The sequence below is a fragment of the Colwellia sp. BRX8-5 genome (assembly GCF_014077325.1).
Classification (GTDB): domain Bacteria; phylum Pseudomonadota; class Gammaproteobacteria; order Enterobacterales; family Alteromonadaceae; genus Colwellia_A.
In genome coordinates, this window is record NZ_JACGVR010000031.1 from 1 (window position 1) to 12,659 (window position 12,659).

The 12,659-nt window shown below is 38.5% G+C and carries 10 protein-coding genes; 6 read left to right on the forward strand and 4 right to left on the reverse strand.

Annotated elements, in window-relative coordinates:
* Positions 1-713: 713 nt before the first annotated feature.
* Entirely contained in the window at positions 714-4,238 is a 3,525-nt protein-coding gene (locus H4J62_RS16120; RefSeq protein ID WP_182217214.1) for a M36 family metallopeptidase, read from the reverse strand.
* A 368-nt stretch (positions 4,239-4,606) separates the two neighbouring features.
* Between H4J62_RS16120 and H4J62_RS16125 the strand changes: the two genes are divergently transcribed.
* Positions 4,607-5,542, forward strand: a complete 936-nt coding sequence (locus H4J62_RS16125; RefSeq protein ID WP_182217212.1) for a hypothetical protein — start codon at positions 4,607-4,609, stop codon at positions 5,540-5,542.
* 63 nt (positions 5,543-5,605) lie between these two features.
* Entirely contained in the window at positions 5,606-6,523 is a 918-nt protein-coding gene (locus tag H4J62_RS16130; protein ID WP_182217210.1) for a surface lipoprotein assembly modifier, read from the forward strand.
* Here the strand turns inward: H4J62_RS16130 and H4J62_RS16135 are convergent.
* Positions 6,520-7,860 (reverse strand): S8 family serine peptidase, encoded by a 1,341-nt coding sequence (locus tag H4J62_RS16135; RefSeq protein ID WP_182217208.1) that lies wholly within the window; start codon positions 7,858-7,860, stop codon positions 6,520-6,522. The two genes, H4J62_RS16130 and H4J62_RS16135, sit on opposite strands and share 4 nt — an antisense overlap.
* Before the next feature lie 119 nt (positions 7,861-7,979).
* On the opposite strand from H4J62_RS16135, the gene H4J62_RS16140 reads away from it, so the two are divergent.
* The 4 genes from H4J62_RS16140 to H4J62_RS16155 all read left to right on the forward strand — a co-directional run bounded on the left by H4J62_RS16140 (position 7,980) and on the right by H4J62_RS16155 (position 10,528).
* Positions 7,980-8,471, forward strand: coding sequence for an RNA polymerase sigma factor (locus H4J62_RS16140; protein WP_182217207.1), 492 nt, complete (start codon positions 7,980-7,982; stop codon positions 8,469-8,471).
* Positions 8,468-9,217, forward strand: coding sequence for a hypothetical protein (locus H4J62_RS16145; protein WP_182217205.1), 750 nt, complete (start codon positions 8,468-8,470; stop codon positions 9,215-9,217). Before H4J62_RS16140 ends, H4J62_RS16145 begins: the two co-directional genes overlap by 4 nt.
* Before the next feature lie 12 nt (positions 9,218-9,229).
* A complete protein-coding gene (locus H4J62_RS16150; RefSeq protein ID WP_070373679.1) occupies positions 9,230-9,748 on the forward strand; it encodes a CC0125/CC1285 family lipoprotein in 519 nt (172 codons plus the stop codon).
* 309 nt (positions 9,749-10,057) lie between these two features.
* A complete protein-coding gene (locus H4J62_RS16155; RefSeq protein WP_182217204.1) occupies positions 10,058-10,528 on the forward strand; it encodes an FKBP-type peptidyl-prolyl cis-trans isomerase in 471 nt (156 codons plus the stop codon).
* 122 nt (positions 10,529-10,650) lie between these two features.
* Here H4J62_RS16155 and H4J62_RS16160 read toward each other — a convergent pair whose 3' ends face one another.
* Complete coding sequence (locus H4J62_RS16160) at positions 10,651-11,313, reverse strand: YoaK family protein (RefSeq protein WP_182217202.1); 663 nt, start codon at positions 11,311-11,313, stop codon at positions 10,651-10,653.
* A 604-nt stretch (positions 11,314-11,917) separates the two neighbouring features.
* Entirely contained in the window at positions 11,918-12,607 is a 690-nt protein-coding gene (locus tag H4J62_RS16165; RefSeq protein WP_197517634.1) for a glycerophosphodiester phosphodiesterase family protein, read from the reverse strand.
* Positions 12,608-12,659 lie beyond the last annotated feature (52 nt).

Genomic DNA, 12,659 nt, shown 5'->3' on the forward strand with positions numbered 1-12,659 from the left:
CTTAGCCACTTGATTCAATACTTTTTGTAAACCACTCATTCACACCGTAATTAATTTATTTTTGGACGTATTGTCTATAATTTAGAATGATAAAGGTTTTATAATTACTGCCGTAATTAATATTTTTTCTTTGGATAAAAATTTTAAGAAATAATCGCAGATAGATTTCACCAAAAATTGGTGGTGCAAATAATAAATTGAAACGATTATTTTCAATGATAGAGAGCAATATAGGGTGGATAAAGAAAGTGGATAAAACTTTCCAGTATTAGAGAGAAGAGAAAATATAAAAAAAGATAAGTCCGTGTATCTAAACTCCATTTTACATCCTTATATTGTTGTTTTATATATGCCTATTATTTCCCTGTAATATGACATTTTAATGAATAACTTAATAAAATATTTATATTAAAAATCACATTAAAGTAAAATATGCCATAAACTGACTAAGTGGTCAAATAACAAACAATGAAATAGAAGCCTGTTTAACTTAACAATTCTGCTTAAAAGTAGTAGCCACTTGACCATCAGGATGGATAATTAAATAATGGATGAACTATTTATTCCAAATAGTATATTTGTATCTTCTCTTCTCGTTGATTGCTAATTAATAAGATATTTTTTTGGTGGGTGGCAAAACACTTTCAGCAAAAAAAAGGCAAAAAAAAGCCCACTTATATCACTAAGTGGGCTATTACTTTTTTAGTAAATGATTAAAGTGTCGCTGTTGTACCCATCATTGGCGCAGCAGTTACTGACTTCGCATCTTCAGGTTCGACGACCATAATCGTGCCATTAGCTGGGTTTACTACAAACTCAACTAGCTCCACAGAACCTACAGCAGACTCAGCAGTACTTGCTTCGGTACTCGCATCTGATTCATTTAGTACCATTTGGTCTAACACAATAGTAAATTGAGTTGGACCATTGGCATAACCTTTAACACGTAGAGTGTAGCTTTCACCACCAACAACCGTACTACCTACCTGCTCTGAAGGACCTAAGTTACCAGATGTAACCATGACATTGCCGTCACTGTCGAGCATTGAGAAATCCAAATCTGGAATGGCTCCCCCCACTTCAGTATCTGCTGTTAAGGTTGCAACAATACTTTGTGCACTTGTCTCTGCAGTAAATACCACATCAACATAATCAACACCGTCAGCAACTTCTACGTCTGTAGTGCCAATAGCAACTAAGCCCTTATGCTCAGAGATATTATGATAAACCACGGTACGATCTGCACCCGCAGATGAATCCATCGGTTCTTGGCTACCATTAGCCGCAACTGAAGGTTTCTCTATCTGAGCAAACACTTTAGCTTTAAAGGTAAACATCTCAGCCATCGGGTTGTTAAAGATAAAGTTAATCGCTGAAGAGTCCATTTGTGATGATAAAGATTCGTCATAAATAAACGTCGCAGTATCGCCATTTTGACCTGTGCCACTTTTAGCGTTAGCTACAGTTACATCAGGGCTACTAATTGAGACAATATTAAACTTTAACGGCCCAAACAAATCATGCGAAGCATTATTTGTTAAGATATTATCAAAAGAAAATGAACCTTCACTAAAAGAAACATTATCGATCCGTGTGGTAACTTTCTTAGTGACATTTCTTTGTTTCAAGTTAGTTTTCGCCGTACCTGACAAATCAGAAAAACCAACTTGACCCGAAGCATTAACTTCAATAGCACGAACAACATATTGATAATCATAAGCATCAATACCTTGACCAGCGCCACGACCAAAACCTTGTCCTTTATCGCTGTAACTGGCACCCGTTACAAATTCAACATGGGTATAGCCATTATTTTCTATATCACCGTCGACATATTCACGACCCGGGACACCAGCGAATAAACGAGCTGGGCTGCCACCTTTACGCTTTAATATTTGATAGCCAATGGCATTATCTACTTCATTCCAAGTGACATCTATTGTGTCTGGGTTGGTAATACTCGCTACAATATTTTGTGGTGCAGCTGGTGCTTTTTGACCCGCAGTAAAGTCACTTACCGCTGTTGAAATCATCTGCACACCACCTAATGGAGCTGAAGCGTTTAATCCTAATTCACGAGCGGCAAATACACGTTCAATAATAGCATGATGTTGACCTAGAGATTTAGCATCAACAGAGGCAGTTGGATATAGCATAGCGTCAGCTGTTAATGCCGCATCTCGCGCTTTAACAAAGGTATCTGGCGCAGTAACCCCTAAAATATACATAGAGCCAAGGAAAATACGTTCCCACGTTTCTTTACCTAAACTGGTTAACTGTGTTGCATCACCCGTTGTTGGATCTGGGCGAGCAAAGTCGTTAGCTGGATACATCTCTAACATAATTTCTCGTAAGTCCCACATCGCGCCGGCATATATTTCGCCATCTCTGTGTACTTCAAAGTCGTCACCGCGTGTTCCTAATTGTGAATAACGTAATTGGCTTTGGCCACTACGAATATATTCAAAAGAATCAGGATCTGTACCATTTTCGCGTAATAAGTCTCTTAACCCACAACCTGCAACCGGGTAACTACCTAAATCAGGTGTTTCACCTATGGTATAAGCCCATAAATCGGCTTGCCCTTCGTTCAAGGCGCCACCTTCAGGGCTACCTTCAAAGCCAGCAATAGGTGTGATAGTCGCATGCGTACCTTCGTGCATTGGTACACTAAAATCTATTGCTAAGTTGTTAAAGTAATAACCATGACCATAAAATGTTGGGTTAACAACCACTTCCTGACCACCAATTTCTTGTGTAAGGGGTATAGCAAAAGCATTATCTAAGTTTACTATTTTATTTAAAAGCTCAGGATCACTAAAGTCTATATCTTGAGCTTCTAGTGCCATAAACACGTTAGGTATATGAACGACACCTACTAAAGGCGTTGACTCATTAGGGTATTGATCAGGAAAACTACCACTGCCAAACCCTCTATTATGAACATCGTCACCATCTTTGTGCAAATAGTCTAAATATTCCATTAAGTTAGTGATATATATAAATTGACTGATACCGTCGAATTGCTGTGCAGGCTCAGCAAAATGATCTTGTTCATTAACGCGGCCATAAAGAGGTGCAGCGTCTTGGTCAAAATAATAAGTGCCTAAAGCCGCTTGAGCGAATGGCAATTTGCTCGATGAAGCATTAAGAATAAGTGCATTAGTCCCCGTTAATACACTACCAACACCTGTTACTCGGTTAGTTTCATCAAATTTTCTTAATTTAATGCGCAATAACCCTTCAGGTGTGCCCGTTAAACCGCCATCTGCATCAACAATTTCACAAGAGTCTTGTAATTCTTTGGTGATCGGTGGGAAAGTCGGAAAATAATCAGCAAATTGATCGGTGGGTTGTGGCTCTTCGGCCGTGCGCACTTGATCTTCACGGTAAACTATCTCACCCGTTTGTGCATCAACCATGTATTTAAATACGCCAAAAGGATTCGTTGAGTAGTAATAAAACTGCCAAACTAAACTATGGCTATCAGCCGTTTGCACTATGCGTAGCTCTGGTATTGGTGTTTTAAACACACCTAGCTCTGCTGCTATTAATTCATAGGCCGGGGTTAGTATTGACATAGCCTCTGCGGGGATATTTTTTTGGAATTGTACAAGATTACGCGTTGCCATTAACACCGCATCATCAGCAGACAATCCTGGTTGACCCGCTACTGTAAGGGCTTTTTGATAAGGACCCATAATGGCGCGAACGTTGTTGTTACCATCAATAACAACACCTAAACCATTGCCATCAACAAGAATACCATCGACAACTTGATCGAAACGAACAACTTGTCCACCTAATGCCGCTTTAGAGCGATTACGATTATATTTCAGTTGGTCATTGCTTAAACCTTCAAAAATTTGCTGATTGTCGGTAATGAAATTACGCGCCATATTCTCAACAGAGTTACCCGCCGTTTTAACGGTCATGCCGGTAATAGCATCAACAGTCCCTGTTGCTTGATTGATATTTACCTGTGCGTTTGGATTAGCTGCTTGAAAGTGACTGATGGCTTGAGCCTGCTCAGCGCTTAAACTCATTAAAGTATTTAGGCCCGTATCTTGAATTTGATTAACGTTTGGTACACCAGCAACGTCAAAATTTAAGATTTTATTAGCAGCATTACTTCCAGTAATGATATCGCTTGTTGATGCATGAACTTGACTAGATATAACGCTTAGCGGAACAGTCAGTGCAAAAGCAATGGCACTTGATATTAATGTATTCTTCATTGTAATCACCTTTTATTATTTGTGACCATGAGCATGATAATTAAACATATAAGTCAACATCATTCGCTTTCATGGACACTTTATGGGTAAGAAAATTATTTACTTAGCTAGGGTGCCCATTTCTCAAACAAAAAATAATCAGGTATTCCCCTCTTTTACGCTAGGTATTAACCCCCAGTGTTATTACTGCTTATCTATGTAGAGGAAAAAAAGTAAAACAAAAAGCCAGCCTAAAATATTGATATACAGACTTAAAAAAAACAAAGGCTTTAAATTTGTGTTTTTATTTAAATAAACTTGGAATAAATATCTCACTTCATCCGTTATCTAAGTGTCATTAACATAAACAACCCTTAGAGGAAGCAAACATGACTTCATTAAATAAAATTGCAAAAGTATTGGTAGTAAGCGGATTAAGTTGTTGGGTAAGTGCTGCACAAGCAAACACGATTCAAATTAATCAAGACGCCCAAGTTAATCAGAATACTCAATTATCTCAAGGAATTGATAGCACTGATAATTCAGCACAAATGTCGGTAAATTCAGACAGTTCCGCAACGAGTAATACACAAGTTACGGCTAATAACGCAGACAACAATCCGCAAGCCTCTGCTCCAAGTGAACCAGCGCAAAGCGAACCAACAGAGCAGCAAGTCAGTCATGGCATTAATGCAACAAGCGCTAAAGCTTTTGATAGCAATAATCAGATGGTTGCGACCCTAACAAATAATATGGGAAGCACTGTCAATATAACCGCTGGTGTTGCGGCCACGTTGAGCCAATCACTGACCCAATCACTTACCCAAGTAAGCACAACAGAGCTACCAGAAGATGATATTCCCCAAGAGAGTGAAGCGACACCTGGTGAAGACTTAGCTGAATCTGAAGAGGTTGCTAGGGCGTCCAACCTTGATAGCCAAACGTCTTTTGCTAATACGTCGCAGCTGTCACAGAGTTTATCGCAAGGCATGTTTGAAAATATGTCGGGAGGCTTACAAAATGCCAGTGCGTTAGATAGCGCCACTTCTTTAACTGGTTCCTCGCAACTGTCGCAGAGTTTGTCAGGAGATTTGCAAAACATTGCCGCTGCAGATGCAGCAGCACAAACCACACAGGTCTTGGAGCAAAGTATTAATGCCAATATTGTTAATTCAATTACCAGCGATACGCAAAGTGTTATTACTCAAGACGTGAATAGCCAAATTAGTCGTGTAGTTACTGAGCAGGTTAACGCTGAAATTGCTGCAGCAACTGCCGCTGAAGTGGTAAGCACTTTGGCAAGCGACTTAGCTATTGGCTTGTAATCTTACTGACTAACTTGTTAAATGCGCCAGTTACCCTGGCGCATCCTATTTAAGGAAATTAAGATGAAATATATGTTGAGCAGTTTAGGGTGCATCCTTAGTATGCAAGTGATGGCAGCAACGCCAGAGACATTTACTTTTAGTGGTGAGGCTTCTTTGGCTTTAATAAACAACTCAGCGCTTAGTGTCGATGAGCTTGATGAAGTTTCCTCACAGGGTGACAGTGGCATTCAAAAAACGGCTGCGGTTACTGGCTTGTGGACGTTCAATAATAAAGCAAAGTTAACATCATCATATCGATATAATGACCAAGATTATCATCAGTTAGATTCTTTTGATCTTGCCTTACATCAAGTCAGTATTGATGGGACCTATAAATGGCAGGAAAAAGATTTAGGGCTACGTTATGATGGTGCTAAAGCTAAGTTAGCTGGCGAGACATATTTAACCTTTCAACAAGCCAGTATTTACTTGGGAACTTTTCTTCAACCCCAAACATTTTTACGCACTAGCCTTAAAATAAAGCGTAAAGACTTTGCCGTAATAACTCGCCGAAATGCCAACACTTTTGGTGTAAGTACTGAATTATTTCACTTTATCAATGACGGTCGCACTATGCTGATGCTAGGGCTTAGCGCAGATAAAGAAACGGCAACAGACTCACAGTTTAATTATGGTGGCTATGGGGTTAACACTAAGTTATCTCAAAAATTTGAATTATTTGGCTTAGCTCACAAAGCAACTATCGGTTGGCGTTTTCAATCGAAAGATTTTCAAGCAGTCAGCAATAATGATATCCCTAGTCAGCGTGAATCAAAAGCAGATGAACATAGGCATATATTTCACGGACAGTGGCAGTTAAACGTTAACGAACATTTAGTGGTTATTGGCAACGTTGAATATGGCGACTACAGTTCAGAGCTTGATAGCCAAACATACACTCAAACCCTTTCGACTTTAGCGATTAAAGCGCAATTTTAACGGCTTACTATCGCGCCGACACCATAAATAGGGTCCTTACCGCGAGGACCCAAATCTATTGTTGATTCATTGAGCTTTTCTAATAATTGATTTCTGTTGACGCCAATTTTTGCAATTAAACAGGCTAAAGCTGCGGTTACGTAAGGTGCGGCAATCGATGTGCCTGACTCCCGCCCCACCCGCTGACCACTTTGTGCCGTTAAGACATTAACCCCTAAGGCAGAGTAATCGACATAATCACCGCGATTTGACCAACGGTAAGGTTGTTGAAATTGGTCAATAGCACTCACCGCAATAACATCTTTATAAGCCGCTGGAAACATCGGAGGAGCCGCCGGACCTTCATTACCGGCTGCAGCAATAATTAAAGCGCCCTTTGCCATGGCCGAAGTAAGCACAGCCTGCAAAATTTTATTATCTGGGCCCGCTAAACTCATATTGATCACTTTTACTTCTTGTTCTATTAGCCAATTTATTCCCGCTATCATCGCTGACAAAGTTGCACCCTGAACATAATCTGACTGCTGGTAAAATACTTCTGCCGAGTAAATTTGACCCTGTGGTAAAAGCGGTACCAACTGCTCTGTCTTACCAACCAATAAACTTGCGATCACGGTACCGTGTTGAACTGAGGCATCTAATTCAGCAGGCAAAAAAGACTTTGCGGTAATACTTGCCTGCTTAAAAGCATCATGGTTTGTGTCTATTGCACTATCAACTAGACCAACTTTTACCTTTAGCTGACAAGCATTAAATAGGCTTTTAGTTTTTAGCTTTTCACCGACTACTTTTTTATCGGTAAGCTGACGGGCTTGACTTTGTGTTTGATAAATATGATTTCTAGCTAAACTCAGTGACGCTTTGGCAGAAAGTATATTTATTAAGGCTTTCTTTGAGTCGAGAGCTTGTGGCACATTAAAACGTAACAATGTCATGCCCAAACCAGAATAACGAGATTCATTGATTATCACCGCACCCTGACCAATTAAGCGTGCCTTATTAAGGTCGTCGGCTAAGAGTATCCATTGTCCCTTCACGGCTCGCCATCCCTGTTCTACCTCAACATCAAACCAAAGGTTTTTTCCTGTTACTGTTTCTATTGATAATGAATCAGGTAAAGCCGTAAGTGGCTCAGTCGTCAATTTATCAACATTGGGTAAGCGACTTAACGCAAATGGGGCTAGTTTACGTGGTACTTTTATTTGCTGGCTAATATCGTCTAAATTGCGATCTACTAGGGTTATATTTCCTAGAACATCACCGCTAGTGAGTTGTTGTGCCGGTAGAGATGTACTAAGAATTGAAATAAATATGGCGGTAAGTGGTAAGGTTTTCATGTTAGTCTTCAGCCTAAAAAATAAGTGTGTCGTTAATAAAACGTTTCAACTAAAAATAAATTTCCTTTTATGGAATAAATATTTTTTAGATACGTCTACTTAGTAGAGAGGAGTAAAAAATGAATAAACCTATAGAAAATATACTACCAATGCTAAGACGCTTTGCCTACTCTTTAACGGGTAATCCTGCTGATGCAGATGATTTAGTACAAACCACGCTAGAGAAAATACTCAATAAAGGTGTGCCTAGTGGAGTAGACGAAACTAGGTGGGCATTTAAGGTTTGTCGCAATGTTTGGATTGACGAATATCGGTCACGAAAAGTTAGGCAGAATGCGGTACTCAAACCAGAGCTTCAAGAGCCACAAACTGCTAATGAACACCAACAATTTGACAACAAAGAAACGCTGGCACACGTTAATAAAGCGATGAGTACCTTGCCTGACGATCAACGGGCAATTTTATCTTTAGTGGCCGTTCAAGGCATGTCATATAAAGAAGTGGCTTCTTCTATGGAGATCCCTGTTGGTACGGTGATGAGTCGGCTATCTCGAGCACGTGTTGCACTAATGGATATGATGAAACCCTATCAAATAGGAGCAGGCTTATGAAAATAGACAATGAAATATTGAGTGCATTTTTAGACGCCGAACTGAGCGAAGAAGCAATGGAAGAGGTCCGTTGTGCGCTAGAGACTGACGACGATTTAGTGATGCGTTTGGCTGACTTATCACAAGTTGATCACTGGGTTGACGAAAATGCTGCCATTATTGATAGCACTACAATGCCTGATGGTATCTTACTCTTAGCACAAACCTTAGATAAAAAAATAGCAGAAAATAAAGAAGACCAGACGCCTGAAAATGTTGTTAGCTTGTCACGCTGGAAAAGTGTTAACCAACGCATTAAAAAACATTACGCCTTAGCGGCAGGTATTTCGATGATATTTGGCGTAGGAACAATAACCCTAATGCAGTCAGAGCAAACAACTGCGATTACTGCAGAGATATCACAGGTGTTAGATAAGGCAAAAAGTGGTGAAATGTCGTCAACAGACCAAGGTGATAAGGTCATGGCTAATTTAAGTTTCACTAATCATGCGGGTAATTTTTGTCGACAGTTTCAGCACATTAATTTACAAGCGGCCAGTATCAACATTGCCTGTAAAGAAAATCAGCAGTGGCAGCTTAAAATCACCAAAAACGTAGCGTTTTCCCAAGATATTGAAAATTACCGTGTTGCCAGTAACAAGGCACAACTAGACAGCGCTATAGATGAGATGATCAAAGGACAAGCAATGGATAGCGCTCAAGAACAACGAGCAATAAACAATAACTGGCAAACAAATAAACAATAACCGAGGTACATTATGAAATCATTTATTCCCTTTTTATTCGTCACTTTATTAATATCAGCTTGTGCTTCTCAACCTGACTACCGCCCTGCAACTAAAGGGTCATCAGGTTATAGTGAGCAAAAAATTACCAGTGATAGGTATCGTGTACAATTTAAAATCATCTCTAACAGTGTCGCTGATGCAGCTGATTATGCGCTATTAAGATCCGCGGAGCTCACTCAAAAGCAAGGTTTTGATTGGTTTGTCGTGACCAATAAAGAAACTTTTGTTGAGTCTCAAAAAGTAGAGGTTGCCTCTGCATTTGGTTTATCGCATCAACAGCGCATTGAACGCCGTTGTGGCCTATTCAACTGTGAAACTTACCAACGCCCACATAGTGAAATAGGAATTGCCTTTAATAGCGGCAATAACCGTAAAGAAGTGCATAGTATTTTAGAGATTCGAATGGGCAAAGGCATTATGCCTAATGAATCGACTTATAGCGCCGTTGATGTGATTGAAAACTTGTCACAAAAACTGGATAAGCATTAGAAATAAACATGTGATAATAGCTAATGTAAACGCAAGTAATAATCACATAACTTGAGGTAGCTGTTAATCTACTTAGTAAACCCGGTAACATGCATGTTACCGGGTTTTTCTATAACTAAAGGGTAAATATTCAAGGTCCCATCACTGTAAATAGCATAAGACACCTCTTTTGAATGAATTAATACCCCTGCAAATCATCCGCTTACCTAACAATGAAAAACATAGCACTCATATTAATTTTAAATTAATGTGACCTGCAAAAGAATCGAATGCTAGAATACACAATAATTCAAATTAATCGGATCAGTTATGAAATATGTTGTATTGGTTATAATTATTGCCTTGGTAATTTTCTTTATTTCAAAAAGTTCAAATGATAAAAAAGCCGCGGTTGAAAATATAGCTATAGCTAACCAGTTCTTAGCTACAAATAAAACCCTTGAAAATGTTGTTGAAACAGCTTCAGGTTTGCAATATCTAGTATTGGAAAAAGGTGATGGATTAAAGCACCCAAGTGCCAGTTCAAAAGTGAAAGTGCATTATCATGGCTCTTTACTCGATGGCAGTGTATTTGACAGCTCAGTTGATCGCGGTGAACCCATTAGTTTTGGCTTAAACCAAGTGATACCTGGCTGGACTGAAGGTCTTCAATTAATGGTTGTTGGTGATAAATTTAAGTTTTTTATTCCATCAAGCTTAGGCTATGGCAATAAATCTGCAGGAAAAATAACCCCCGGTTCGTTACTTGTTTTTGAAGTGACACTACTCGACATTCAGTAAATAAAATATCTAAAACAGCAATAATAGAAATATCATTGCTGTTTTATTTAGTCAGATGATGAGCTATTGCCAGCATATAATAGCCACTATATTTTGTATTGATAACAGCGAACATACGGCTGTTAACTACTCACCTTTGCACTGTAAACTGAATAGAACAATGCTAATAGCAAGCAAATAACAGCAGGAATTAATAAAGCATTAAACTTAAACATACTGAAAAAATAAGCACCCAATCCCCCACCAACAATAAATCCCGTTATTATCAGTAGAAACAATACCGCCTTTCTTTTATCAAAGAGTTCGCCTCGAAGTCTTGAACCTAACATAAGACCAAGATCGGTAAATAACCCAGTTACATGTGTTGTTCGAACAACAGCGCCACTATAGGTTGTCACTAGTGCATTTTGAAGCCCACATGCAGCTGAAGCTAAATAATGGCCAAATAGTGATCCCTTGGATAAGAAATACATTGATGCGAAAATAATGATTGCCTCCAAGATAAGCAGTCGACTGTAATTACGACCCAACTTTAACGAACCACTATTTAGGAAATAGCCTGATATGGCAGAGCCTACTAAGAAGCTAAGCAGAATTAAAACCAAATGAAGCGTATCAGAAAAACTTGAGTTTAAAACACCTACGCCAAGCAGTGTTGCTGTTCCAGATAAGTGTGAAATAGATTGGTGATTAAATCCTAAAAGTCCAACAGCGTTAATAAAGCCCGCAACCAGTGCTAAAACAAACGAGCCATACTCTACCCACCGAGGTAATTTTGATATCACGATAATCCTTTAATCACAAATGCCACGTTAAGCGCCGATTTGAGTGACTTATAGTTCTTGTGTAAGTGCGGCACTTATAGCGATAGTAAATAACAATATTAAAGCGGCAAGTCCTTTAATTACACCTTTTATACGTTTATATGAGAATTCATTATTCCTTTTATCGTAATGATCGATAATTTCAATCAAAAGATATAAAGCACCTAACAAAAGAGCAGCAAAAGAAAAATATACTGCATTACCTTGAAAGGTAACTTCACCTCTTCCTAGGGGGAGATAAAGAGTACCGCTATAGACGCCATAAGTGCCATAGCAAAGTAAAAAAATAATAAGTACTTTTTTAGCTACCGCTGTGGTAAAGGAATATTATTTGGAAGATAGTTTTCACTATTTTCTGACTGCTTTTCCCCACGACGCATACATTAGATTATTGATAAGTTCGCATATAAACTAAATATATATTTTATCGCAAAATAAATAATACTCATGTGCGTTAACATTAAAATCTAGTTCATCTTTAAATCACAGGGATTTTCAAATCAAAACTACCCATACAAAATCCCACGCTATTTCTCGTTTAGTAACGCAGGCAATCGTGTCTTAATTATAATCTTTCTGGAAAATTACAAAAAATACCATCGATATTTAATTCTTTTACTTTGGCAATGTCATCATAGTCATTAACCGTATAAACATAAACTTGTAACCCTTTTTGATGTGCGTCATCAACAAAGTCCTGATTGATAAAATCTAGACTTAAGTTGATGGATTGAGCATTAAGTTCAACGGCACAATCAGCATAAGAAAGAGGAACGCCTTCAAGCAAAACACCGATGGGTATTTGAGGATACAAATGTTTAAATTTATTTAATTCATGATGATCAAATGAAGAAACCATAAAATCAAGCTCAGACCAGCCCTTTTCTTTTATGTATTTATCTATTACCTGATACGTTGCAATTGCGGTACTTCTTCCCTTTAATTCTATATTTACTATCACGCTTTTATCAACAAGATCCAAGACTTCTTCAAGTGTTGGTATAAGTTCACCTTTTCCCGCGTCTAGTTGTCTTAGCTCAACAAAGGTTTTATCTTCAGTATAGCCTATACCATTAGTTGTTCTGTCTACTTTATCGTCATGTATAACAACAAGTTCACCTGTTTTACATACATATACATCTAATTCGATCGCATCAACATTTAACGCTAATGCTTTTTTAAAAGACCTTAGCGTGTTTTCAGGTTCATGACCCATTGCGCCACGATGTCCTATTTTTAGTATCTTTTTATCCAAAATTTATTTCTCTTTATTTTCTATAGTAAAATAATTAACACGACAATATCAA

Excerpts from the sequence above, each read along its gene's own strand:
- H4J62_RS16130 (WP_182217210.1), top strand. The coding sequence starts at position 5,606 with ATGAAATATATGTTGAGCAGTTTAGGGTGCATCCTTAGTATGCAAGTG.
- H4J62_RS16150 (WP_070373679.1), top strand. The coding sequence starts at position 9,230 with ATGAAATCATTTATTCCCTTTTTATTCGTCACTTTATTAATATCAGCT.
- H4J62_RS16120 (WP_182217214.1), bottom strand. The coding sequence starts at position 4,238 with ATGAAGAATACATTAATATCAAGTGCCATTGCTTTTGCACTGACTGTT.
- H4J62_RS16155 (WP_182217204.1), top strand. The coding sequence starts at position 10,058 with ATGAAATATGTTGTATTGGTTATAATTATTGCCTTGGTAATTTTCTTT.
- H4J62_RS16140 (WP_182217207.1), top strand. The coding sequence starts at position 7,980 with ATGAATAAACCTATAGAAAATATACTACCAATGCTAAGACGCTTTGCC.
- H4J62_RS16135 (WP_182217208.1), bottom strand. The coding sequence starts at position 7,860 with ATGAAAACCTTACCACTTACCGCCATATTTATTTCAATTCTTAGTACA.
- H4J62_RS16125 (WP_182217212.1), top strand. The coding sequence starts at position 4,607 with ATGACTTCATTAAATAAAATTGCAAAAGTATTGGTAGTAAGCGGATTA.
- H4J62_RS16145 (WP_182217205.1), top strand. The coding sequence starts at position 8,468 with ATGAAAATAGACAATGAAATATTGAGTGCATTTTTAGACGCCGAACTG.